Below are 24,892 nucleotides of genomic sequence, written 5' to 3' on the forward strand. Positions count from 1 at the left end.
GTCAGTGCTCGCGCGGGGCGGGGACCACGCGCTCGACCTCCGGATGCACCATCAGGAGCTGGCGCATGGCGTTCTCGGCGCCCGTCGCGTCTCCGGCGGCCAGGGCCTCGACCATCCGCGCGTGGTGCGCGACGCAGGCCTCGCTCGGGCGGTCGCAGGCGGTGACCGGGCTGCCGGAAACCTGGAGCGCGGAGCCGACGATGCCGGAGAGGTGCTCCAGCATGCGGTTGCCGGCGACCTGGATCAGGAGCGCGTGGAACTCGTTGTCGGCGCGCGCGAAGGTGATGGAGTCGCCCTGGCCGAGTGCGTGGCCCATGATCTCGACCATGTCGGCGAGCCGCTGCTGGATGTCGGGGCGGCCGTGGCCCGCGGCGAGGCGGGCGGCGAGCGGTTCGATGGTCCAGCGGAGTTCGTTCAGCTCGCGGCGCTGGTCATCGCGCTGGGGGCCGAAGGCCCTCCACTCGATGATGTCGGGGTCGAGCAGGTTCCAGTCGGCGACGGGCCGGACCCGAGTGCCCACGTTGGGGCGGGCACTGACGAGGCCCTTGGCCTCCAGGACCCTCAGCGATTCTCGGACGACCGTGCGGGAGACCTCGAATCGCTGGCCGATCTCCTCGGGGACCAGGGGGCGGTCCGCGCCGAGGTCGCCGGAGACGATCATCTGGCCGAGCTGCTGAACGAGTTGGCCGTGCAGGCCGCGGCCGCGGCTACCTGCCGCGCGTCGGCCCACACGGCTCAACTCGACGTCGGCACCGTCCCAGTGGGGGGCTCCGGCGCGGTCGGACCCGGGGGTGTCCGCGTAGGGGTAGCGGTCGAGTTCGCCCGGGCCGGCGAGGCCGGAATCGGCATGGCGGGCGGTGGTCATCATGGTGTGCGCAAGGGTACTCACGAATCCTTTGTCGGCCGCGCCTCCATGACCCTTGAGGTCTTTGGTGAAAAGCACACGAAAGGGTGATCGGTGCCACCTACGCAATTGACGACTTATCGTAAAGAACCGGGCCTTTTACGGGGAGTTGCGGTCCGCTTCCCGCGAGGCGGACCGCAACGATCCCGTACGCGACTTCTCCCGCATCGGAACGATCACCAACGGACCCTGCTGCGCAGTCCGGTGAACCCATAGGCGCACAACAGGACCATCAGCGACAACACGAGCGCCGTTCCGACGGGTTGGGCCATCACCCGCAAGGCCCCGAGGAACAGGCGGTCCGCCTCGGGCGGCCACTGCACCCAGGCCAGGCCGCGCAGCCGGGGCCCGAGTCCGGTCATCGGGTAGGCGGACGAGCCCTCCAGCGCCCGGCGCACCAGCGGGACCACGATCACCGGTACGGCGAGCACCGCGGCCAGGCCGGCGGTGGCGGACCGGAAGACACCGGAGGCGAGGACGCCGGCCCAGGCGCAGCCGACGAGCAGACCGGCCCAACTCGCGGCCGGGGCCACCCACTCCGCCGGGGTGCGCAGCGGACCGCTGTCGAATACGAGGGCCAGGGCGGCGGCGTCGGCCGTGACGGCCAGGGCGCCCAGCAGGAGGGCGAGGAGCGCGGCGACGCCGAGTTTGGCGGCGAGCAGTCCCATCCGGCGGGGCACGGTGCCACGGTCGGCGGCGAGTGCCGGGTAGCGGTACTCCTCGCCGAACGCGAGGGCGCCGAGCAGTCCCGCCCCGAGCGCGGCGGGCGGCAGCGGGAGCAGCTCCGGCCAGGCGGCGAGGAGCCGGTTCTGCGGGGTGTGCCCGGCCCTGGCCAGCACCAGGGCGGTGAGGACGGACACGGCCAGGACGAGGGCGGTCGTGAGGACGGGGGTGGCGGTGCCGAAGACCCGGAGCAGCTCGTAGCGCAGCGGCCGGAGCGGTCCGCCGACGCGGCGCACCGCCGAGACGGGCCGCCGGGACCGTGCGTGCCGGGCCCGGCCACCGGGGAGTTCCTCGGCGCCCTCGCCGACGGCCGATCCGGCGTCGCGGCCCGGCGCCGCATCGCGGACCGGGTCGGTGACGGCGTCGGAGCCGGCGGTCGAGGCCACGCCGGAGACCGGAGGGGGTCCGGCCGCGGATCGGGCGTTCGGCAGCGGTGGCGGCGGCGCGCCGGCGTCACCCGTCTCGTCGGCGAGCCGGTGGACCAGCACCCCGTGCCGGAACGCCGCCTCGCCGACCTCGGCGCAGTTGCTCCCGTACACCGACAGGCGGCTGCCGCTCTCCTCGACGATCTCCACGGAGCGCTGGGAGGCCCGGGCCTCGCGGCCCAGCACGTCGGCCAGCCGGGCCGCGTGCGGGGTGCGCACGGCGACCCTCGGCCGCAACCGGGTCCGGGCGAACTCGGCGGCATCCTGGTCGGCGACGAGTCGGCCAGCCGCGATGCTGACCACCCGGTCTGCGCTGCGCGCGGCCTCCTTGGCGTCGTCGGTGGTGAAGAGCACCGCTCCGCCGAGGGAGGCGTGGCCGCGCAGCAAAGCGTGCAGCCAGCCGCGTTCGCGGGGGGACAGCCCTGCGCCAGGCTCGTCCAGGAGCAGGGTGCACGGATCGGCCAGCAATGCCGCGGCCAGCGCGACCCGCCGCTCCATGCCGAGGGAGAGCGAACCGAGCCGCTGGTCACGCAGACCCGAGATCCCGACGACCTCCAGCATGGTGTCGGCCCGCGCGGCCGGGACCCCGGCGGCGGCGCAGAGCATCCGCAGCTGGTTGCGGACGGTGCGGGCGGGGTTGCCGGGGACATCACCGAGCAGCACGCCGACCTCACGGCCGGGGTGCGGGATCCGGTGCAGCGGGCGGCCGCGGAAGTAGGTGACGCCGCGGCCCGGTTCGAGTTCGAGCATGAGCCGCAGCGCGGTGGTCTTGCCCGATCCGGGCTCGCCGAGAAGGGCGGTCACGGTCCCCGGGCGAGCCTCGAAGGTGAGGTCGTCCACGAGGGGCGGGGCATCGTGGCGGGGGGTGCTGGTGAGTCCGATGGCCTGGAGCATCGCTTCTCTCGCGGGGGGTGAGACCGCTCTGCGGCAGGGTGAGTACCGCAAACAAGATAACGCGATATGTCCGATTTTCGGCGCAACGTGCCCGTCGGGGCGTCAGACTTCCGGACGCAGCATCGGCGGATTGAGCAGTGTGGCCCCGCCTGCCCTGAACAGCTGGGCCGGACGGCCGCCCTGACGGGTCGTCGTCCCTCCTGCCGGCACGAGGAATCCGGGGGTGCCGGTGACCTTGCGGTGGAAGTTCCGTGGGTCCAGGGCGACGCCCCAGACGGCCTCGTAGACCCGGCGCAGCTCACCGACGGTGAACTCCGGCGGGCAGAAGGCGGTGGCCAGGGAGGAGTACTCGATCTTCGAGCGGGCCCGCTCCACGCCGTCGGCGAGGATCTGGGCGTGGTCGAAAGCGAGTCCCGCAGAGGCTTCGTCCGCGGAGGCCAGCAGCTCGTCGACGGGAGCCCAGCGGGCGCTGTTGGCGTCGCCCCCGGCCCTGGGCGCAGGCAGGTCCGGAGCCAGCACCAGGTGCGCCACGCTGACGACACGCATCCGCGGATCCCGCTTCGGATCGCCGTAGGTCGCCAGCTGTTCGAGATGCGCCCCGTTGTCCACGCCCGGTGCGGCGGGGTCATGGGCGCAGAGCCCGGTCTCCTCGGCGAGCTCCCGGGCCGCTGCCGCGCCCAGGTCCTCGTCTCCCCTGACGAAGCCTCCGGGCAGCGCCCAGCGCCCCTGGAACGGTGACTCACCCCTGCGGACCACCAGCGCGCACAGCGCATGGCGCCGCACGGTGAGCACGACCAGGTCGACGGTGACGGCAAAGGGCGGAAAGGCCGACGGGTCGTAGGGCGACATGCCGCGATCATAGTCGTCTGCCTGACGATAAACAGCTCTTTGGTGACCTTGGAAACACTGTTCCGGGGGCTAGCCTCCCAGTTGGAGCGCATCGGCCGCCTCCTCCACCATGGCGAGGCCCAGCCTGCTGATCCGGACGGTGAAGGGCTCCCCCGCCACGCGCAGGTTGGAGAGCCTCAGCGCCCCAAGGGGGGCACCGGCGAGGGGGACGAGCGCGACCGTGCCGGCGGGGGCGTCGGGGCGGATTCCGACCAGGGCGGTCAGCGCGTGGATCCCTGCCGCGGCGGCCACCGCGGCCGGTCGGCATGCCGCCGGGTGCGGGAGCGGGGCGCCGGTGACGCTGCGCTGCTCGGCGGCGAACATCTCGGGCAGCCTGTATCCGAAGGCCTCCGCCGCGTCCAGCAGGCCTCCGAGGAGGCCCGCGGCCTCCCGCTCGAAGCCCGCCCTGGCCAGGCCGGCCACCGCCACCGCGCTCTCGTACGGGCGTACCGCCCCGGAGCGGTGGCCGAACGGGTTGTGCCCGGGCTCCTTGACCGCCATGCTCCGCAGCCCCCATCCGCAGTCCATGGCGGGGGCTCCGAGCAGCCGGGCCAGCTGCTCCGTTCCGGCCCGGTCCAGCAGCCCCTGGGCGAAGCGGCCGTCGCCGAGCAGTCCGGTGTCGAGCAAGTGGGCGGCGGCCCCCGTGAGCCGGGGCAGGGGCCTGCCGTCGGGGTGCAGGGCCGCCGCGGGCCGGCCTCCGTCCGGGCCGTCGATCCAGAACCCGGCCCGGAACCGCTCCCGCAGGGCTGCCGCGCGCTCCTGCCACTCCTCGGCCCCCGGGCGCCCGCACGCGGCGAGGAGGTCGGCCCCGAGCAGGGCGGCCCGGTGGGCGTGGGCCTGGGTCTCGCACCGCCGCGGTCCGGGATCGGGATCGGCCAGGAAGCCGTCCTCCCCGAGCGCTCCGCGCAGCCACTCCAGGCACCTCTCCGCGGCCGGGAGCAACCGGGCCAGCTCCTCCTCCGGCATCCCCCAGAGCCTGGCTTCGGCGAGCACCGCCGGGAAGGCCAGCGTCGCCTCCGTGCCGGTGCACCCCGGGGGAAGCTGCGGGCCCGCTCCGCGCAGGGGCCCCGGGATCTTCCCCGCCTCGGGCCCCCGCCCGCCGGTCTGGGTCCGCGCCAGGACGCGCAGGGTGGCCGCCGCGAGCCCGGTGCCGAGCGGCAGCGCCATCCGGGCGGCCCAGAGGGCCTCGGCCGGGGCCAGCCCCAGCCGCCAGGGCACACCCGCCGCGGCGAAGGAGTCGCCCGGTTCCCCGGGGTCCCTCAGCAGCAGCGCGCCCAGATCCTCGACACTGGTCCCGAACCAGGCCTCGACCCGTGGGTCGTCCCCCTCGGCCCGGGCTTCGGCGAGCGGGTTCGCCACCTGGCCGGCGGGCGCCCGGGCGACGCGGTCCTGTGTGGTCCGCAGTTCGATGGTGCGGGATTCGCCGGGGCCCAGTTCAAGCTGCCACCGCAGCAGGCCGGCCGAGGCCAGCGCGTCGTCCGGCGGCGGATCGGCGGCGGTGACGGCCTGCGCCTCGCCGGTGCTCCAGCGCAGCCCGGCGGCATGTACGCCGGCGGGCAGTTCCGGCCCGGCCCGGCCTGCGGCCACCGCGGCCAGCTCGGCCAGGTCGGTGCCGAGCAGCACCTCCACGGGGAGGCGTACCGGACGGGCCGTGAAGCTGCGCAGGGTGATCCGCTCGGTGCCGTCCGCGTGCCGGACCCGTTCCACGCCGATGTCCGGATCCGGGCCGGGCTCGGCCCCCGTGCGCACCGTCGCGGTGAAGACAGCGCGGTCCGCGCCGAGGCTGCGCCCCTGGACGGCGACCGGGTCCCGGCCGCCGACGCGCAGGACGCAGCGGGACAGCAGCCGCCGCCCGGAGCGGTAGATCCCGTCGATCCCCCGTCCGGTGAGCTGGCCGTGCTCCGGCGAGATGACCAGGCAGGGGGCGGCGACGCAGATGACGGCGCCGTGTACGGGTGGCAGCTCGGGCCTGCGGGCGGCGGGCACCCCGGCTGAGCGGGGAGGTGCGGGGTGAGACATGTGTCGCCTTGTCTGCGCTCCGGTGGGTTCGGCTGGGCAGCGGCGCGTCCGGGCCCCCGCCACCCTCCAGTGGAACGCCCCCACCCCCACCCGGGTCACGGGCCCCTGCGCCGGGTGGGCGTGCCCGGGACGGAGCGGGTGCCTCGGAATCAGGTCCAGGGCGCTCCGGATCCGGTGCACCGGGGTACCGCCCGCGGGTGGCCGACGCGGGCTCACTGGTCGCTCCTCGCGGTGCGGCGGGACTCGCGGCGGGTGGTGCTCCGGTCCCGGCGGCCGGGCGGACGGGTACCCGCCTTCGGGCGCCCGCGCCGTGGCTCGCGGCGGCCGCGCTCCTCCCGCAGGCACTGCCGCAGCCCCTCGGGGTCGATGCCCTCGTTGCAGGCGTGGTGGAGCAACTGGGCGAAGCGGTACTCGGCGTCGGCTCGCAGGGCCAGTCCGAGGGCGATGCGGGCGGTCGGTTCGTCACCGGTGGACCAGGAGACCCAGCCGGCGAGGGTGAGCGGGGCCGCCGCGTGCTCGCCGTAGGCCCCGACGCACCGCCGGGCCAGGGACCGCCACAGTCGTAGGGCGGGCGCGGCCTCCTCGCCCTCCATCCACTCGGCGGCGACGTCCCGGATCTCGCGGTCCTGGAGGCCGAGGATCAGCGCGGCGGCCTCGTCGTGGGTGAGCAGCGCGTCGTCCCATTCGTCGGCGCGGGGCCCGCTTTCGGCGGGCGCGGCGAGGGTCATGCGCCGCATCAGGCTCCCTGCCAGCGCGATGGTCTCGGCGCCGACCTCCTCCCGGGTGGCCCCGTCGAGGATCTTCGGGACCAGGGCGGCGGCGGCCCGGTCCAGGGCCCGCTCCATCTCCCCGGCGACGGCCCCGCGCAGGGGCGCCAGCCGCCGTTCGATCTCCTTGAGGGAGCCCCTGACCTGGAGGCCCGCGAAGGTGGCGGCAGCGGCCAGCACCGAGGTGCCGGCGGCGGCCATGGGGCTGCCCTCCGCCGGGCAGCAGCGCTCGTCGGGGCATACGTAGGACCAGAGCCGGCCCGCCGAGATGCACAGGGCTTCCAGCACGGGCACGTCCAAAGCGCCGCAGGCCAGGCGGATCCGCTGGGCGAGCGGGCGCAGCCGCGTCATCACCCGCTGCCCGCTCTCCTCCCCGCGCGGCTCCTGGCAGAGGAAGACGACGATGCCGTCGGGCTTGCCGCCGCGCCGTGCGCTGCCGCGGATCAGGCAGTCCGCGACCTGTCGCGCGGTGTCCTCCCATTCGGAAGCGGTGGCGGGGATGCCGACGCGGAGCCGGCCGCCGAAGCGGCCGCCCTCACCGTGCACGGCGACCATGACGAGGGAGTCGGTCGGGTGGAACCCGAGCATGTAGGGCAGCGCGTCGGCCAGTTCGGCCGGGCTGCGCAGGGTGATCTGCGGTTCGGGCGCGGCTCCGGTCGTGCTGCTGGAGGGCCGCTCGGACGGGTTGCGTGATTCGTGGCTGTTCGTCATGCCACGAAGATCCCGTGGTCGATCAGATCCCGAAAGCCCTGTGGATAACCGACAGATCTGTACACATTTCAACATCCACAGGCTCAGAGCGGCATTGGCGCGATGTCAGACGCATCGGGTTGCATGGGGGCATGAACGCAGACCTGAGGTCCTCGGCCGACTCCGTACTAGCCCGTCTCGTGGGCGATCCCACGGGCACCGCTCGGCTGCGTGAGGACCAGTGGGTTGCGATCGAGGCCCTCGTCGCGCACAAGCGGCGGGCGCTGGTGGTGCAGCGCACGGGCTGGGGCAAGTCCGCGGTCTACTTCGTCGCGACCTCGCTGCTGCGGGCGAGCGGCGCCGGACCCACCGTGATCGTCTCCCCCCTCCTCGCGCTGATGCGCAATCAGGTCGAGGCCGCCGCCCGGGCCGGCATCCGCGCCCACACCATCAATTCGGCCAATCCCGAGGAGTGGGAGGGGATCCAGGCCGAGGTCGAGGCGGGTGAGGTCGACGTGCTGCTGGTGAGCCCGGAGCGGCTGAACAACCCGGACTTCCGTGACCAGGTCCTGCCCAAGCTGTCCGCCGCTACCGGCCTGCTCGTCGTGGACGAGGCCCACTGCATCTCCGACTGGGGACACGACTTCCGTCCCGACTACCGCCGGCTGCGCACCATGCTCGCCGACCTCCCGCCGGGCGTGCCCGTGCTGGCCACGACCGCCACGGCCAATGCGCGGGTGACCGCCGACGTCGCCGAACAGCTGGGCACCGGAGCCGGTACGGACGCTCTGGTGCTGCGCGGCCCGCTCGACCGCGAGAGCCTGAGCCTGGCGGTGCTGACCCTGCCCGACGCCGCGCACCGGCTGGCCTGGCTCGCCGACCACCTCGGGGAACTGCCCGGCTCCGGAATCATCTACACGCTGACCGTCGCGGCGGCCGAGGAGGTCACCGCGTACCTGCGCCACCGTGGGCACACCGTCTCCTCGTACACGGGCAAGACGGAGAACGCCGACCGCCAGCAGGCGGAGGAAGACCTCCAGGCCAACCGGGTCAAGGCCCTGGTGGCCACCTCCGCTCTCGGCATGGGCTTCGACAAGCCCGACCTGGGCTTCGTCGTGCACCTGGGCTCACCCTCCTCCCCCATCGCCTACTACCAGCAGGTGGGCCGCGCGGGCCGTGGCGTGGAGCACGCGGAGGTGCTGCTGCTGCCGGGCCGCGAGGACGAGGCGATCTGGCAGTACTTCGCCTCGGTGGCCTTCCCCCCGGAGGAGCAGGTGCGCCGCACCCTTCACGTCCTCGCGCAGGCGGGCCGCCCGCTCTCGCTGCCCGCCATGGAGCCGCTGGTCGACCTGCGCCGGACCCGCCTGGAGACGATGCTCAAGGTCCTCGACGTGGACGGCGCCGTCCACCGGGTCAAGGGTGGCTGGACCTCGACGGGCGAGCCCTGGGTGTACGACTCCGAGCGCTACGCCTGGGTGGCCCGCCAGCGGGCCGCCGAGCAGCAGGCGATGCGCGACTACGCGGCGGCCACCGGTTGCCGGATGGAGTTCCTGCGCCGCCAGCTCGATGACGAGGAGGCCGCGCCCTGCGGCCGCTGCGACAACTGCGCGGGGGCCCGGTTCACCGCGGACGTCTCCACCACCGCGCTGGACACCGCGCGCGGCGAGCTCGGCCGGCCCGGTGTGGAGCTGGATCCCCGCAAGATGTGGCCGACCGGCCTCGCGGCGGTCGGCGTGGACCTCAAGGGACGCATCCCGGCAGGCGAGCAGGCCTCGACGGGCCGGGCCCTGGGCCGGCTGTCCGACATCGGCTGGGGCAACCGGCTGCGGCCGATGCTCGCGCCGCAGGCTCCGGACCAGCCGGTCCCGGACGACGTGGCGCAGGCCGTGGTGGCGGTCCTGGCCGACTGGGCCCGGGGCCCGGGCGGCTGGGCCTCGGGCGCACCGGGCGCGCCCGCGAGGCCGGTGGGCGTGGTCGCCCTGCCTTCGCGCTCCCGGCCCCAGCTGGTCGGCTCGCTGGCCGCCCGGATCGCGGAGGTCGGGCGGATGCCCCTGCTCGGGACCTTGGCTTACACGGATGAGGCCCCGGAGTTCGGACTGCCGTCCTCGAACAGCGCCCAGCGGGTGCGCGGGCTCCACCAAGCCTTGACCGTTCCCCCGGAGCTGGCCGGGACACTCGCGGAGGCAGCGGGTCCGGTGCTGCTCGTGGACGACCGTGCGGAGAGCGGCTGGACCCTGGCCGTGGCTGCCCGGCTGCTCCGGCGAGCGGGCGCGCGCGAGGTGTTCCCCCTGGTGCTCGCGCTCCAGGGGTAGCCGAATGCGTCATCTTCGGCGTGGCGGGGCAAGGATATGAGCGGCATACCGATGGATTCCGGTCGGCGGCGGCAATTGCTCGTTGCCGCGCGCTCGGAGGCCACGCGAGAATTGGAGTGCTCCCGCTCGGCTCTCCGGCGCTCTCTTGGGCCACGCCGCGGCGCGCCCGAACTCCAGCAGTGCCCGTCCGCGGGCGTGTACCCGAAGGGAGGACCGTGGCCTTCGGATCCGCCCCGCCCTCGACCACGTCGCTGACGACGGCCACCGGCGGCACCAGCCGGCACGGCAGACTGCTGGAACCCTCCGAATGGACGGCATCGGGCATTCCCCTCCTCCGCAACCCCCGCGAGGTCGTCGGCGGGCTGCACTCCCGGCACGCCCCGGTGCCCTCGACGGCGGTCATCGCCGTCCTCGGCCCGGAGGAACAGCTCGTGGCGAGCGCCTCCTTCGTACAGCGGTCGGTTTCGGCCGACGGCTGGGAGTACCGCAACGCCCTGCTGTCCCGGCTACGCCGGGTCCTCCCGCACGACCTGCGGCGGCGCACCCCGGTGCGGACCGCGGTGCTGCTCTACTGCCGCGAGGGCGACGAGCGGTGGACCGAGGAGGACGGGGCATGGATGTGGGGGCTGCGGGACGCCTGCACCCTGCACGGGCTGCGCTGCGGCGCGTACATCACCCTGACCCGTGGCGGCTGGCAGGTACTGGGCGAAGGCCGGGGCGGCCGGCGGCCCAGCTCCGACTCGCGGCCGCAACGCCTCGGCGACACCGCTGCCGAGTTCGCCCCGCTCGCCCTGCACAGCGGCGGCGGCGCGGCCGAGGCCCTGCGTCGGACCGCGGCACGCTGACCCCGGTTCACTCACCGAGGCGAGGCACGCCGACCACCGCGCGCACGGACCTCCGCCCACCGACACCTCCGCGTCCTGCCCGCGGGCAGGCCTAACGGCCGTACACCCTGAAGCGGGCGTACGGCGGATCAGGCCTCGGGCTTCAGTGGGGCGGGCTCACGCCCTGCCCCGCCCCACGCCCGTACCCGGGTAGGGGGCGTCAGACGCCCGCACCCAGCACGGAGTTGATCTGCTGCGGGTCGCCGCACACGATCATCAGCGCACCGGCCCGCGCGAGCGCGACCGGCAGGGCTCCGGCGAGGGCGTCGACCGCTCCGCCATTGGCCGCGAGGACCACGACGGGGCGCCCGGCGGCACGCCGGACCTGCTCCGCGTCCGCATAGAAGATGTCGTCCCCGGCGTCGTGGAGGGCCCAGTACGCGGCCTCGCCGAAGGACAGCTCGTGCGCGGCCCACGGGTGCGGGTCCCCTGTCGTGAGCACCAGGATGTCGCCGGGCGCGCGCCCGGTGTCGAGCAGCAGGTCCACGGCCTCTTCGGCCGCGTCCAGCGCGCCCTCGGCGGAGGCCGGGATCAGCTGGATCTGCGGCACCGCCGCCGAGACGGACGGTGCGGTGGGAGCGGTGGGGGCTGCGGGAACGGGTCCGGGGGTGGCCTGCGGCGCACGCTGCGCGGGCGGTGCGGGCCGGACGGGACCGGGGCGTCCGGGCCGGGGTACGGCTGCGGGACGCGGACCAGGTACGGGGCGGGGGGTCGGCGCGGTGCGGCCGGCGGCCGGCGTGACGCGGGGACCCTGGGCACTCTCGTGAATCTGAGGCTCCTCGATGGCGGGGTGAGAGGCGAGCTGATGTCTATCAAACACCGGTACGAAACGTACCGGCCGGTGGCACATGGGTGCGATTAGAAATCGAAGCCGAGTTGGCCTCCGTTTTCCAGCTCCATCGCTTCCTCGCTCCGGCGCACCTTCTTCAGATGGCGCCACCTGGGCAGCGCGTCGAGGTACGACCACGAGAGCCGGTGGTACGGGGTGGGTCCCCGTTCCTCAAGTGCCGCCCGGTGCACGGGCGAGGGGTATCCGGCGTTGGCGGCAAAAGCGAAGTCTTCGATTCCGCCGCCCTGTTGGCCGAGTTCGGCCATCATCCGGTCGCGTCGGACCTTGGCGATCACCGAGGCCGCCGCGACGGCGACGCAGGACTGATCGCCCTTGATCACCGTACGAACCCGCCAGGGCGGGCCGAGATAGTCGTGCTTGCCGTCGAGTATCACCGCGTCGGGCCGCACCGGGAGGGACTCCAGGGCCCGCTCCGCGGCGAGCCGCAGGGCGGCCGTCATCCCCAGCTCGTCGATCTCCTCGGGGGAGGCGTGCCCGAGGGCGTACGCGGTGACCCAGCCCTCCAGGACCTCGACGAGGGCATCACGGCGCTTCGGCGTGAGCAGTTTGGAGTCGGTGAGCCCTGCGGGCGGCCGGCGCAGACCGGTGATCGCCGCGCACACGGTGACGGGACCGGCCCAGGCCCCTCGTCCGACTTCGTCGACCCCGGCGATGACCTTGGCGCCGATGGTTGCACGGAGGGAGCGTTCGACGGTGTGGGTGGGTGCTTCGTACGGCATGGCGCCAGCAAGGTTACGCCGCCCCGCGCCGCCTGCACACCCCGGCCCACCTCCCGCTCCAGCGCGACCCGCACCGGAGCCCCCGCCGGACCGCCGCGGGACCCGGCCGCCACGTCTCACACCCTGAGCACCGGCACCATCACCTCGTCGATCATCGCCCCGATCTCCGGGTCCCTCCATTCGCTCCCGCGCACCTTGGCGCCGTACATCAGAAGCGCCGGAATGACGTCCACGACGAACGGACCCGTCGCGTCCGCCCGTACGTCGCCCCGCTCGATCCCCCGCCGCAGCAGCTCCCTGATCAGCTGCTGGGCCGGCGCGTGCAGCCCCGACGTGATCACCCCGTGGAACCGGCCGGCGTGCGCGTGGTCGCATTCGTGAAGCACCGACCTCAGGGCCAGCCCGGCCCGCGAGCCCATGACGTCACGCATCCGCACGCACAGGAAGAACAGGTCCTCACGGATCGATCCGAGATCGGGGACCTCGCCGATCGGAGGCAGGCCGGACCGCAGCACATCGGCCACCAGGTCCGCCTTCGAGGTCCAGCGCCGGTAGAGCGCGGCCTTGCCCGTCTGCGCGCCCGCCGCGACGCCCTCCATCGTGAGCGCGTTCCAGCCGACGGTGCTGAGCTGCTCCAACGCGGCGTCGAGAATCGCCCGTTCGAGTTCGGGACCTCGCCTGCGTCCCGACGACGCCCCCGACCAGCGTGAACCCACCATCATCCGAACCTCCCACCGCCTTGCACGCCCACCGAGCGCCCCGCGCACTCATTTTCGGTCTTAGTGAACGCTTGCGTTCACTAAGACCGGGCTCCTACCGTGGACCTCAGTGAACGGATGCGTTCACTATTTCACTTTGGGGGGATCCTCAGTGACAAGCTCTCAACTCGCCACACCCCGAATAGCGGGCGCGGCCCGCCGGGAGGGGCGCCCCGGAGTGGCGCTCGCCGTCATCGCCGCATGCCAGCTCATGGTCGTCCTCGACGCGACCATCGTGAACATCGCCCTCCCCCACATCCAGACCGCCCTCGCCTTCAGCACCACCGACCTCTCCTGGGTGCTCAGCGCCTACACCCTCACCTTCGGCGGCCTGCTCCTGCTCGGCGGCCGGGCCGGCGACATCCTCGGCCGACGCCGCGTCTTCATGGCCGGAATCCTGCTCTTCACGCTGGCCTCCCTCCTCGGCGGTTTCGCCCAGGAGCCCTGGCAGCTGCTCGCCGCCCGCGCCCTGCAGGGCGTCGGAGGCGCCATCGCCTCACCGACCTCCCTCGCGCTGATCACCACCACGTTCGCCGAGGGCCCCGAACGCAACCGTGCCTTCGGGGTGTTCGCCGCCGTCTCGGCCGGCGGTGGCGCGATCGGCCTGCTCGCGGGCGGCATGCTCACCGAGTGGCTCGACTGGCGCTGGGTGCTCTTCGTCAACGTGCCGATCGGCGTGCTGATCGCCGTCCTCGCCCCCCTCTACATCAGCGAGTCCGAGCGCCACCCGGGCCGCTTCGACATCGCCGGGGCCCTCACCTCCACCGGCGGCATGGCCTCGCTCGTCTACGGATTCATCCGCGCCTCCGAGGAGGGCTGGCGCGACTCCCTCGCCCTCGGCTCGTTCGCCGCGGCCATCGTCCTGCTCACGCTGTTCGTGGCCATCGAGTCCAAGGCCCGCGAGCCGATCATCCCACTGCGGATGTTCGCCGACCGCAACCGCGCCGGCACCTACGTGATCATGCTCAGCCTCGCCGCGGCGATGTTCGGCATGTTCTTCTTCATCGTCCAGTTCGTACAGAACGTACTGGGCTTCACCCCGATCCAGTCCGGGCTCGGCTTCCTGCCCGTGACCGTCGCCATCGTCACGGCGGCCGGCCTCTCGCAGCGCTTCCTGCCGCGCCTCGGACCGAAGCCGTTCATGCTGACCGGAACGGCCCTCGTCGGTATCGGGCTGACCTGGCTGGCCTTCCTGCGGACCGACAGTTCGTACGTCTCAGGGGTGCTCGGGCCGATGGTGCTGTTCGGTTTCGGCATGGGCCTCAACTTCGTGACGCTCACCCTCACCGCCGTCTCCGGCGTCGAGCCGAGGGAAGCCGGCGCGGCCTCCGGGCTGCTCAACGCCAGCCAGCAGGTCGGCGGCTCACTCGGCCTCTCCATCCTGGTCACCGTCTTCGGCACGGCCACCCGCGGCGAGGCCGAGAAGCAGACCCGGGCCTTCATGGCCCAGGCCGATCCCGGTCAGCTGGCCGCCGCCGAGGAGTCCGGGCGGCTGCCCGACCCCTGGGGGGACCTCGTACTCGCCCACGGCATCTCCACCTCGTTCCTCGCAGCCGTGGCCATGGCGGGTCTCGCCCTGGCCACGGCCGTGCTGGTGATCCGGGTGCGCAAGAGCGACCTGGACGCCCTCAACGGCGCCGCAGCGAAAGCCGGTCCGGCCGCCTGAGCGCGACCGTCCGGCCGTACGGGGGGCAGCCGGCCGTACGAAGGCCACGGGCGCGGGGTCACTCCCGCGCCCGTGGCCCCGTAGGCGAACCGCTAGTACTCGACGCGGCTGCCGAAGGCGCCGAGGCGCGAGCACTCCGCGTACGAAACGGTCACCGGCCGCTCCCGCAGGATCTTCCGGGCCCGGTACTCGCCCAGGCTCATGGCGTACCAAGGGACCTCGCCGGCCCGCGCCATCTCGTCGTTGATCCCCCTCAGGGCGCAGGACCGCTGCGGCTCGGGCAGCCCGTCGAGGGCGGGCACCGCGTCGGCGGACAGGGACTGGAAGTAGGCGAGGTCGATCTTCTTGTCGGTCTCGTAGCGGGCCACGTTGCGCTCGGCGACCATCCCGTCCGGGGACAGCAGGCCGAAGGCGAGGACGGTCGCGGCCGCACTGCCGGCAACGGCGCGCGGCAGCCAGCGTGCGCCGAACACCCCTGCCGCCATGATCAGCACGATGACCAGCCCGAGCCACAGCTCCATCGCGGCCACCGACACGCGCAGCCGGGTCAGCCCGTACGCGTCCACGTAGAGGTCCATCCGACGCAGCGCGGACGCCACGACCACAAGCGTCAGCGCGCACAGCACCCCGAGGACGACCCGGACGAAGCGGCGGTCGCCCGCTCCGGAGCGCGGGGCCCAGCGCAGGGCGAGCGCGATGACGACGAGGGTGAGAAGGGTGGCCCAGAGCAGCTGCCAGAAGCCCTGCCGGGCGTACTCGGCGTAGGTGAGATCGGTGCTGGCGAGCACCTTGTCGTAACCGCCGAACAGGACGGCCAGCTGAACGGCGTTGAAGCCCGCGAAGAGCAGGTTGAGCACGATGAGCGGAAGCGCCCATTCGACGCGGGAGCGCGGCTTGCCCGGGGTGACCTCGATCCGGTCCCAGCGCAGCGGGGCCGCGGCCGTACGGGCGGCGGCGAGCGCGAGGACGGCGCCGAGGACGAAGAGGACGGTCCGCACGGGCCCGTCCCCGAGGGAGACCTCGGGCATGAGGTCGCCCACCAGATCGGCGAAGGCGGCGTCGGCGGAGGCGAACAGCGTGCCGAAGAGCACCAGCAGCGCCACGGCCACGGCGGTCGCCTTCACGAGGGGCAGCCAGCGGTCCTTGCTGATGCTCCCACTGCGCGAGCGGAGGCCCGCCCAGGCCCAGCCGGTGCCGGTCACGGCGGACTCGGCGAGGCCGAACGGGCTGAGCAGCACCCCGTGCCAGGTGCGGCTCCCGTGTAGGGCGAGCGCCCCGAGCAGGACGGCGGACAGGATCGCGAGCGTGGCCGGCCAGGCGGAGTCGCGCAGGGCCGGTACGACGAGCAGGGCGAGGCAGCCAACCGCCCAGACCAGGGTCCAGGGGCGGGGCGCCCGACCGGCCGCGCGGGCGGCGACGTACGCGGCGACGACGGCGGGCAGCACCGCGAGCGGCAGCCCGGGGCCAAGGCCGTCGCCGAGGAGCAGCGCGGCGGTGAGGCCGGCCACGAGGGCAGCGACGAGTGTCGCGGTCCGCACGGGAGCGGCTTCGGCCGGGCGCACCCGTACGACCCATGAGGGCGGGGCGGAGGCCCTGGCGAGGGATTCGGCCCGGGCTCGCTCGTGGTACGCCTGCCAGGCCATCTGCGCGGCGACCTCCGGAGGCACAGGGGCCGGTGGCGAAGCGGACGGGGTCGGAGCGGACGGCGGCGAAGCTGACGGGGCACCGGGAGACCCTCCGGGCTGCGCACCGACCGCCGCACCGACCGCCGGCCCGGTCGCCCCGCCGACCGACCCGCCGCCCGGCGCGGCTCCGGCGGTGGCCTCGGACGCGGTTCCGTCCGCGCCGTCGGTGTTCTCTGACATCGGTTCCCCTCCCTGCAGGCCGCCCCGGCGATCCGGTTGGGGGCGGCTGAGCAGCCAGAGTAGGCCGGTACAAGTTGGTTTTGAACAGGATCAAAAGAGCTCTGTGGCAGGACCGTGACAAACGGAAGGGGGCACCCCATCAGGGGTGCCCCCAGCCCGACTTGGTCGGCTCCTAGCCCGCCGCCGCCTCCGGCAGCCAGGCCGGCAGGGCCTCGGTGCGCGCCAGCCACGCGGCCGGCAGTCCGCCGTCTCCCCGCGCGCCCAGCACACCGCCGACGATGGCGCAGGTCGTGTCGACGTCGCCGCCCACCTGCGCGGTGGTCCAGAACGCCCGCTCGTAGTCGTCCAGCGAACGCGCCGCCGACCACAGGGCGAAGGGCACGGTGTCGTGGGCGCTCGTGCGCCGCCCGCAGCCCAGTACCGCCGCGACCGTGGTCGCGTCGCCGTAGTCCAGCATGTCCCGTGCCCGCCGCAGCCCGGCACCCACCGCGCTGCGCGGCACCAGCGCGATCACCCCGTCCAGCAGGTCGGCGGCCTTCGGCGGACCGGCCGGAGCCGCCGCGAGCGCGGCCGCCGCGGCGACGGCCATGGCCCCGCACACCGCCTCGCGGTGCTGGTGGGTGGTGTAGGCGGAGATCTCCGCCTGGTGCGTGGCCTGCTCGGGGTCGTCGGCGTACCAGGCGCCGAGCGGAGCGATCCGCATGGCGGCGCCGTTGCCCCAGGAGCCCTGCCCGTTGAACAGTTCGGCGGCCAGCGTGCGCCAGTCCGCGCCTTCCCGGACCAGACGCAGCATCCGGTTCACAGCGGGCCCGTAGCCCCGGTCGAAGTCGTGGTGGTGGGCGAAGGAGCTCGCGAGCGCGTCCTGGTCGATGCGGCCGTGCCGGGCGAGCACGGCCACGACCGAGCAGGCCATCTCGGTGTCGTCGGTCCACTGCCAGGTCTCGGTACCGGCGGGCAGTTCGCGCCGCTTGAGCAGCGGGTAGTTCACGGGGACGAAGTACTGGGAGCCCAGGGCGTCGCCCAGGGCCAGGCCTCGGAGGCTGGACATGGCGCGTGCGTAGCGCCGTTCGGGAGTGGAGTCAGGCGTCATTGCGGGCCACTCTAGCCGTCGAGGTCATAAGGCTCGGGTGTGGTCCACCGCTCAAATGGGCGGTCCATCCGGTACCGGCCGTCCGGGCCGCGCATGAGGACCCGGAATTCGCCGTTCCCGGGATTGGACAGGGCTTCGAACTCGGCCACCGACCAGTGGAACCACCGCATGCAGAACAGCCGCATCGTCAGCCCGTGCGTCACCAGGAGCACGTTCTCGGGGTGGTCGGGGGCCTCGAAGCTGCGGTAGAGGCTCTCCAGGAAGGACCCGACCCGGTCGTACACGTCGGCACCCGACTCGCCCTGGGCGAACCGGTAGAAGAAGTGCCCGTACGCGTCCCGGTAGGCCTTCTGGAGGCGTACGTCCTCCCTCTCCTGCCAGTTTCCCCAGTCCTGCTCGCGCAGCCTCGGCTCCTCGCGCATCCGGACCCGGGCCGGATCCAGCCGCAGTTCCCGGAAGGTCTGCAAGGTCCGCCGGTACGGGGACACGTACGCGCTGATCGTCTCGTCGCCGAAGAGTTCGCGCAGCCGGTCGCCGGCCGCCGCGGCCTGTGCGCGCCCCCTCTTGGTCAGCCGCAGGGCGTGGTCGGGTTCCCGCTCGTACACCGAATCGTCGGCGTTGCCCTCCGATTCCCCGTGCCGGACAAGGACGATGCGACGTGGTCGAGACATCCCATGACCCTATTCGGCCACCGGCGGGCCGCTCGACGGGCACGCCGGTCAGCCCTCCGGCCCGCCCACAGATCGTCGTACGGCCATACCGTCACACCGTCCAGGACGGTTCCAGGTCGACTACGTCACCGGTGAGGGCCTCGACGTCGGCCTGGATCTGGGCGCGCAGGGAGAGCCGTTCCACCCGCTCCTGCCGGTACTTGCCGTGCTCGGCGGCCGCGTGCCACATCGACAGCACCAGGAACTCCCGGCCGGGGGCCTCGCCGAAGAGGCCACGGATCATCCCGGGCGAGCCCGCCATGGCCGGGTTCCACACCTTCTCCTGCATGAGGGCGAAGTGGTCGACCCGACCCTCGCGGATCTTGGTGTGCGCGACCCGTACGACGTCGGCGTCGGTGAACCGGGGCTCGAAGCCCGTCTTCACGTCGAAGCGGTGATCGAAGAGGGTGACCCGCAGATCGGTGTAGGTGCCGTTCTGCGAGGCGGCCAGCCGGTCGTGGCTGCGGGCCATGAAGGAGTCGTAGAAGGAGCGGCTCTCCCAGAACGCGAAGACATGCGCGACCCCCTGCCGGCCCCGGCTCCAGCCGCCGCCCTGCCCCCGGAATCCCGGCTCGCCCGGCAGCCCCGCCCATTTACGCTGCCCGCGCTCGAACCCGCGTCGGTCCGTCACCGTGCAGCGAATCCACTTGACCAGCACTGCGCCATCGTACGGTCCCGGCGGGTCCCGGGTCAGTCCCCGGCGCGGTGGATCGCCACCACTTCCGCCCCGTCCCGCCCGGACAGCCGAAGCCCGAACTCCCGGTCGAGCACGGCGAGCAGCTCGTCCGGTGCCACGGTCTCCCGCTCGACCCGCCCGTCGGGGAGCAGCCGGGTGAGCTCCCGCCCGACCAGCGCCAGGCGGGCACGCTCGCCCGGCCGCTGTACGACGACCCGCGAGACGAAGGCGGAGCGGGGGTGCGTGGAGCTGTAGTGGTTCAACACGAGGTAGTCGACGGGGTGGTAGGGCTGCGGGGAGAACGCGTACAGGTCCCGCCAGGCCCCCTCGCGCAGCAGGCACAGCACGAGGACGCCGTCCTCCTCCTCGCGGACGCGGTACGTCCACTCCCCCTGCCGCACCTCGACACCGGGCCGCCCGAGCGGGACGGGCTCGCTGGGCCCCTGGTAGCCGAACCCGGCGTCGCACAGCCATGGTTCGCCCTCGACCGTGACGACGAGGACGGCGTGCGTCACGGGCGTCAAGGACTCCCCGCGGGTGCGGTTGCGGGCACCGCGCCCGGAGACCTCGAAGCCGATCCGCTCCAGGGCGGCGGCCAGCAGCGAGTTCTGCTCGTAGCAGTACCCGCCGCGGCGGGCGTGCACGAGCTTGCCCTCGATCGCCTTCATGTCCAGCTCGACGGGGCGGCCGAGCAGGACGTCCAGGCTCTCGAAGACGACGGCGGCGGTGTGGGCGCGGTGCACTTCGTACAACGTCGCCAGGTCCGCCCGGAGTTCCCCGCCCCCGACCGCACTTCCCCGCATTCCGATCCGCGTCAGGTACGCGTCCAGATCCAGCTCGTCACCGCTCCACATGACTCCCCCGTCTTCCCGTGACGTCTGCCGTCACGCTGTCACTGCTGCCGTGAAACCCAGGGGCGTTCTCGCACCGCACCCCGCACAATGATCGCCATGACGGCCCTGCACACCAACCCGCTCTTCACCCGCCTCGCGGACGCCGAACGCGTCCTGGTCACGGGCGCGGGCGGCGGCTTCGACATCTACGCCGGGCTCCCCATCGCCCTCTCCCTCATGCACCAGGGCAAGGAAGTCCACCTGGCGAACCTCTCCTTCAGCGCGCTCGCCGGCCTGCCCGTAGAGGAGTGGGCGGCCCCCGACCTCGCCGTCGTCACCCCGCGCTCGGCGCCCCACCAGGCCTACTTCCCCGAGCGCACCCTGGCCCAGTGGCTCCACATCCACGGCTACCCGGCCACCGTGTACGCCTTCCCCCAGGTCGGGGTCCAGCCGCTGCGGGCCGCCTACCGGGCCCTGATCGACCTCCACCGCATCGACGCGGTCGTACTCGTCGACGGGGGCACGGACATCCTGATGCGGGGCGACGAATCGGGCCTCGGCACCCCCGAGGAGGATCTGACCAGCGTCGCGGCACTGGCCGCGCTGGACGACGTAGCGGAACGCCTCGTCGTGTCGGTGGGCTTCGGGGTGGACGCGTACCACGGGGTGAACCACGCCCTGGTGCTGGAGAACATCGCGGCACTGGAGCGCGACGGCGCGTACCTCGGCGCGTTCTCGATCCCGCGCGCCACCCGCGAGGGCGCGCTCTTCCTCGACGCCGTGGCCCACGCCCAGGACCACACCCCGGACCGTCCCAGCATCGTGAACGGCTCCATCGCCGCCGCCGTCCGAGGTGACTTCGGGGACGTCCGGTTCACCACCCGCACCAGCGGCAGCGAGCTCTTCGTCAACCCACTGATGTCACTCTGCTTCGCCTTCGACCTGCCCGGTCTGGCCGCGCGCTGCCTCTACCTGGACCGCATCGAGGACACCCACCTGATGCGCCAGGTCCACTCGCGGATCGCCGAATTCCGCGAGGACCTGGTCACCCGTCCGCCCCGCCGCATCCCGCACTGACGCCTCAGCTGCTCCTGAACGCGCGGAGCCCCAGTTCCGCCCCGTGGTAGCGGGCGAGCCACAGCATCGTCTCGTCCTCCTCGGCGAGGGCCTCGCGCGCGGTCCGGATCCACGCGTCCCGGTCGAGCAGCGCCGTGTACGTCTCCCTCAGCGCCCCGTGCTGCTCCTCCGTGCATCCGGCGGCCTGCGGCGACTTGGTGGTCAGCTGCAGGGCCAGCAGGGTGCACGTCACGAACCGCTGGGCGGTCGGGCCCAGCGGGCCCACGTGGCGTGCGTGGGCTTCCAGCACGGCAGCCGCGTGGGGATAGTCGGCGAGAGTCAGGCCCCTCCCGTCGCAGCTGTGCATGAGATAGAGGATGCGCCCGATGTGGTCGACCAGCTCGGCGTCGGTGTCCAGGCCCCCGAGTTCCTCGTGGAGTCCGACGTGGACGGCCACCTGGCCGGCAAAGTAGCTGTTGAGGAAGTCACCGTCGCAGGATCTGCGCAGCAGCCAGGCCCGGACCTGCGGCTCGTCACGGCTGCTGAGGGCGTGCACGACATCTACGCGTCCCCAGCCGGTTACCCGTTCGGCGTACCACAGCAGTGACTCGGCCGCTCCCGGGAGGCGTTCGAGGGCCTCCACCGCGAGAGGGCCGAACGGGGCGGACAGCAGCCCGATCATCTGGATGAACGGGATGTCGTCGGTCGTTCCCACCTCCGCGAGCAGGGCGAGCCCCACGGTGACCGCACAAGAGTCGATCCCGTTGCGGACCAGCCACCGGCCGGTGCGGAGCACGCGGTCCAGGTCCGCCCGCCGTGCGGCGGCGGCGATGTGCTCGTTGCGGTGGCTCGGGAGGCACAGCTTGTGGAAGGAGAAGGCCAGTTCGCGCGGTTCGGCGGCGGCCCGGGCGAAGTGCGCGTCCAGGACACGCGCCACGTCCTCGCCGATCAGGCTGCGGTCGGCAGGAGCTTCGGGGCTGTCACGGCCGCGGTGGACCGATTCGTCGGGATACGGCTGGCCCTCGCGCGCGAAAGGCCTGTCCGGGGAGGCCCGATGGAGCCGGAGCGCGTGGTCGAACAGCGTGATCGGTGCTCGGCGGACTGGCTTCCCGGTCGTCCCGCTCATCGGCGGACGGCGGACTCGATTCTTTTGATCATGCTCCGAGGGTGCCACATGCCGTCCGGAAAGACCAGGAACGGCGGAGGGGACCGATCTTGGCGATCGGTCCCCTCCGCTTCCTACAGGTCAGCCGCTATCAGCTGCAGCCGCTGGTGGAGCCGCAGCCCTCGCAGATGTAGCAGGAGCCGGCGCGCTGCATCTTCGTACCGCAGGAGAAGCAGAGCGGGGCGTCGGCGGAGACACCCAGCTGCATCTCGACCAGTTCGGCGTTGCTGTGCGCCGTCTTCGGGGCCGGGACCGGGGCGGTGACCTCGGCCGGCTTCGGGGCCGACGGCACCGCGGCGAGCGGGGCCGACTGGGCCAGCGACTCGGTGTCCAGCTCGTCCTCGAGGGGCTCGTAGGAGCCGGTCTCCAGGTGACGCTGGCGCTCCTCGGCGGTGTGGATGCCGAGGGCCGAGCGGGTCTCGAAGGGCAGGAAGTCCAGGGCCAGGCGACGGAAGATGTAGTCGACGATCGACTGCGCCATCCGCACGTCCGGGTCGTCCGTCATGCCGGCCGGCTCGAAGCGCATGTTCGTGAACTTCGAGACGTAGGTCTCCAGCGGCACGCCGTACTGGAGGCCGACCGAGACGGCGATCGAGAAGGCGTCCATCATGCCCGCGAGGGTCGAGCCCTGCTTGGACATCTTCAGGAAGACCTCGCCCAGACCGTCGTCCGGGTAGGAGTTGGCCGTCATGTAGCCCTCGGCGCCGCCCACCGTGAAGGAGGTGGTGATGCCCGGGCGGCCCTTGGGGAGGCGCTTGCGGACGGGGCGGTACTCGATGACCTTCTCGACGGCGGCGCGGATGGTCTCCTCCGTCTTGGCGGTGACCTCCTCCTTCTCCTCTTCCTTCTTCTTCGCGGAGAGGGGCTGGCCGACCTTGCAGTTGTCGCGGTAGATCGCGAGCGCCTTGACGCCCAGCTTCCACGCCTCGAAGTAGATCTCCTCGATCTCCTCGACGGTCGCCGTCTCCGGCATGTTGACCGTCTTCGAGATCGCGCCGGAGATCCAGGGCTGGATCGCGGCCATCATGCGGACGTGGCCCATCGCGGAGATGGAACGCTCACCCATCGCGCAGTCGAAGACCGAGTAGTGCTCCTGCTTCAGGCCCGGGGCGTCGACGACCACGCCGTGCTCGGCGATGTGGGCGACGATCGCCTCGATCTGCTCTTCCTGGTAGCCCATGCGGCGCAGGGCCTGCGGAACGGTGCCGTTGACGATCTGCATCGAGCCGCCGCCGACGAGCTTCTTGAACTTGACCAGGGCCAGGTCCGGCTCGACACCGGTGGTGTCGCAGGACATCGCGAGACCGATGGTGCCGGTCGGCGCGAGGACGGAGGCCTGGGAGTTGCGGAAGCCGTTCTTCTCGCCGAGGCGCAGGACGTCCTGCCAGGCCTCGGTGGCCGCGGCCCAGATGACGTTGTCCAGGTCCTCGGTGCGCGGCGCGACGGCGTTGGCGTCGGCGTGCTGCTTCATGACGCGCTTGTGCGACTCGGCGTTGCGGGCGTAGCCGTCGTACGGGCCGACGATGGCGGCCAGCTCGGCGGAGCGCTTGTACGCGGTGCCGGTCATCAGCGAGGTGATCGACGCGGCGAGGGTGCGGCCGCCGTCCGAGTCGTACGCGTGGCCGGTGGCCATCAGCAGGGCGCCGAGGTTGGCGTAGCCGATGCCCAGCTGGCGGAAGGCGCGGGTGTTCTCGCCGATCTTCTGCGTCGGGAAGTCCGCGAAGCAGATGGAGATGTCCATCGCGGTGATGACGAGCTCGACGACCTTGGAGAAGCGCTCGGCGTCGAAGGACTGGTTGCCCTTGCCGTCGTCGTTCAGGAACTTCATCAGGTTGAGCGAGGCGAGGTTGCAGGACGTGTTGTCCAGGTGCATGTACTCGCTGCAGGGGTTGGACGCGGTGATGCGGCCGGACTCGGGGCAGGTGTGCCAGTTGTTGATCACACCGTCGTACTGGATGCCCGGGTCGGCACAGGCCCACGCGGCCTCGGCGAGCTTGCGGAAGAGCGCCTTGGCGTCGACCTTCTCGATGACCTCGCCGGTCATGCGGGCACGCAGGCCGAACTCGGTGCCGTTCTCGACGGCCGTCATGAACTCGTCGTTCACACGGACGGAGTTGTTGGCGTTCTGGTACTGGACGGACGTGATGTCGTCGCCGCCCAGGTCCATGTCGAAGCCCGCGTCGCGCAGGGCGCGGATCTTCTCCTCTTCCTTCACCTTGGTCTCGATGAAGGCCTCGACGTCCGGGTGGTCCACGTCCAGGACGACCATCTTCGCCGCGCGGCGGGTGGCGCCACCCGACTTGATCGTTCCTGCGGACGCGTCGGCTCCGCGCATGAAGGAGACCGGACCGGAGGCGTTGCCGCCGGAGGAGAGGAGCTCCTTGGAGGAGCGGATGCGGGAGAGGTTCAGGCCGGCGCCGGAGCCGCCCTTGAAGATCATTCCCTCTTCCTTGTACCAGTCGAGGATCGACTCCATGGAGTCGTCGACGGCCAGGATGAAGCAGGCGGAGACCTGCTGCGGCTGGGGCGTGCCGACGTTGAACCACACCGGGGAGTTGAAGCTGAAGATCTGGTGCAGGAGGGCGTACGTGAGCTCGTGCTCGAAGATCTCCACGTCGGCGGGCGACGAGAAGTAGTCGAAGTCCTCGCCGGCCTTCGTGTACGTCTTCACGATCCGGTCGATGAGCTGCTTCAGACCGGTCTCGCGCTGCGGGGTGCCGACCGCACCGCGGAAGTACTTGCTGGTGACGATGTTGACCGCGTTCACCGACCAGAAGTCGGGGAACTCGACGCCGCGCTGCTCGAAGTTGACCGAGCCGTCGCGCCAGTTGGTCATGACGACGTCACGGCGCTCCCAGCTCACCTCGTCGTACGGGTGCACGCCGGGGGTGGTGTGGATGCGCTCGATACGCAGGCCGCCCTTGGCAGTCTTGGTCCCCTTGGCGCGGGAACCTCGTGCCGAGCCGCTCGCCGTCTCTGTCATGCCGCTTCCTCCCAT

General features: G+C 72.5%; 19 protein-coding genes. 4 read left to right on the forward strand and 15 right to left on the reverse strand.

The features are described from left to right. Position 1: 1 nt before the first annotated feature. The 5 genes from OG625_RS10000 to OG625_RS10020 all read right to left on the reverse strand — a co-directional run bounded on the left by OG625_RS10000 (position 2) and on the right by OG625_RS10020 (position 7,331). Positions 2-889 (reverse strand): FadR/GntR family transcriptional regulator, encoded by an 888-nt coding sequence (locus OG625_RS10000; protein WP_329378470.1) that lies wholly within the window; start codon positions 887-889, stop codon positions 2-4. A 191-nt stretch (positions 890-1,080) separates the two neighbouring features. Then, entirely contained in the window at positions 1,081-2,946 is a 1,866-nt protein-coding gene (locus OG625_RS10005; protein WP_329378472.1) for an ATP-binding cassette domain-containing protein, read from the reverse strand. A 102-nt stretch (positions 2,947-3,048) separates the two neighbouring features. Further along, positions 3,049-3,795 carry an NUDIX hydrolase gene (locus OG625_RS10010; RefSeq protein ID WP_329378474.1) on the reverse strand — a complete coding sequence of 249 codons (747 nt, stop codon included), beginning with the start codon at positions 3,793-3,795 and terminating at the stop codon, positions 3,049-3,051. Between the two features lie 69 nt (positions 3,796-3,864). Further along, positions 3,865-5,853, reverse strand: coding sequence for a glycogen debranching N-terminal domain-containing protein (locus OG625_RS10015; protein ID WP_329378476.1), 1,989 nt, complete (start codon positions 5,851-5,853; stop codon positions 3,865-3,867). A 212-nt stretch (positions 5,854-6,065) separates the two neighbouring features. Beyond that, the gene (locus OG625_RS10020; RefSeq protein ID WP_329378478.1) at positions 6,066-7,331 is read right to left on the reverse strand and encodes a DUF4192 domain-containing protein; all 1,266 of its coding nucleotides are present in this window, start codon (positions 7,329-7,331) and stop codon (positions 6,066-6,068) included. 131 nt (positions 7,332-7,462) lie between these two features. Here OG625_RS10020 and OG625_RS10025 point away from each other — a divergent pair, with 131 nt between their 5' ends. Together OG625_RS10025 and OG625_RS10030 are read left to right on the forward strand one after the other, a co-directional pair. Beyond that, entirely contained in the window at positions 7,463-9,622 is a 2,160-nt protein-coding gene (locus OG625_RS10025) for a RecQ family ATP-dependent DNA helicase (RefSeq protein ID WP_329378480.1), read from the forward strand. 215 nt (positions 9,623-9,837) lie between these two features. Further along, complete coding sequence (locus OG625_RS10030) at positions 9,838-10,467, forward strand: hypothetical protein (protein ID WP_329378482.1); 630 nt, start codon at positions 9,838-9,840, stop codon at positions 10,465-10,467. Positions 10,468-10,666: 199 nt separating this feature from the next. Here the strand turns inward: OG625_RS10030 and OG625_RS10035 are convergent, their stop codons facing one another. From OG625_RS10035 to OG625_RS10045, 3 genes are all read right to left on the reverse strand, one after another. Then, positions 10,667-11,356 (reverse strand): hypothetical protein, encoded by a 690-nt coding sequence (locus tag OG625_RS10035; protein WP_329378484.1) that lies wholly within the window; start codon positions 11,354-11,356, stop codon positions 10,667-10,669. 8 nt (positions 11,357-11,364) lie between these two features. Continuing rightward, positions 11,365-12,075: a ribonuclease HII gene (locus tag OG625_RS10040; RefSeq protein ID WP_329378486.1), complete on the reverse strand. Its 711-nt coding sequence runs from the start codon at positions 12,073-12,075 to the stop codon at positions 11,365-11,367. A gap of 116 nt (positions 12,076-12,191) precedes the next feature. Beyond that, positions 12,192-12,794 (reverse strand): TetR/AcrR family transcriptional regulator, encoded by a 603-nt coding sequence (locus OG625_RS10045; RefSeq protein ID WP_329390543.1) that lies wholly within the window; start codon positions 12,792-12,794, stop codon positions 12,192-12,194. A gap of 151 nt (positions 12,795-12,945) precedes the next feature. Here OG625_RS10045 and OG625_RS10050 point away from each other — a divergent pair, with 151 nt between their 5' ends. Further along, complete coding sequence (locus OG625_RS10050; RefSeq protein ID WP_329378488.1) at positions 12,946-14,499, forward strand: MFS transporter; 1,554 nt, start codon at positions 12,946-12,948, stop codon at positions 14,497-14,499. Between the two features lie 92 nt (positions 14,500-14,591). Here the strand turns inward: OG625_RS10050 and OG625_RS10055 are convergent, their stop codons facing one another. The 5 genes from OG625_RS10055 to OG625_RS10075 all read right to left on the reverse strand — a co-directional run bounded on the left by OG625_RS10055 (position 14,592) and on the right by OG625_RS10075 (position 19,694). Further along, complete coding sequence (locus tag OG625_RS10055) at positions 14,592-16,364, reverse strand: DUF4153 domain-containing protein (RefSeq protein ID WP_329378490.1); 1,773 nt, start codon at positions 16,362-16,364, stop codon at positions 14,592-14,594. Positions 16,365-16,536: 172 nt separating this feature from the next. Beyond that, positions 16,537-17,454 (reverse strand): ADP-ribosylglycohydrolase family protein, encoded by a 918-nt coding sequence (locus OG625_RS10060; protein WP_329378492.1) that lies wholly within the window; start codon positions 17,452-17,454, stop codon positions 16,537-16,539. An 11-nt stretch (positions 17,455-17,465) separates the two neighbouring features. Then, positions 17,466-18,125 (reverse strand): histidine phosphatase family protein, encoded by a 660-nt coding sequence (locus OG625_RS10065; protein WP_329378494.1) that lies wholly within the window; start codon positions 18,123-18,125, stop codon positions 17,466-17,468. Between the two features lie 91 nt (positions 18,126-18,216). Continuing rightward, the gene (locus tag OG625_RS10070) at positions 18,217-18,822 is read right to left on the reverse strand and encodes a YdbC family protein (protein ID WP_329378496.1); all 606 of its coding nucleotides are present in this window, start codon (positions 18,820-18,822) and stop codon (positions 18,217-18,219) included. 32 nt (positions 18,823-18,854) lie between these two features. Beyond that, entirely contained in the window at positions 18,855-19,694 is an 840-nt protein-coding gene (locus tag OG625_RS10075; protein ID WP_329378498.1) for an arylamine N-acetyltransferase family protein, read from the reverse strand. 96 nt (positions 19,695-19,790) lie between these two features. Here OG625_RS10075 and OG625_RS10080 point away from each other — a divergent pair, with 96 nt between their 5' ends. Continuing rightward, positions 19,791-20,750: a DUF1152 domain-containing protein gene (locus tag OG625_RS10080; protein WP_329378500.1), complete on the forward strand. Its 960-nt coding sequence runs from the start codon at positions 19,791-19,793 to the stop codon at positions 20,748-20,750. A 4-nt stretch (positions 20,751-20,754) separates the two neighbouring features. Here OG625_RS10080 and OG625_RS10085 read toward each other — a convergent pair whose 3' ends face one another. After that, on the reverse strand, positions 20,755-21,855 hold the full coding sequence (locus OG625_RS10085; RefSeq protein ID WP_329378502.1) for a hypothetical protein: 1,101 nt from the start codon (positions 21,853-21,855) through the stop codon (positions 20,755-20,757). A gap of 130 nt (positions 21,856-21,985) precedes the next feature. Further along, a complete protein-coding gene (locus OG625_RS10090; protein WP_329378504.1) occupies positions 21,986-24,877 on the reverse strand; it encodes a vitamin B12-dependent ribonucleotide reductase in 2,892 nt (963 codons plus the stop codon). Positions 24,878-24,892: the final 15 nt, after the last annotated feature.

Origin of the sequence: Streptomyces sp. NBC_01351 (assembly GCF_036237315.1) — a bacterium.
Lineage (GTDB): Bacteria > Actinomycetota > Actinomycetes > Streptomycetales > Streptomycetaceae > Streptomyces.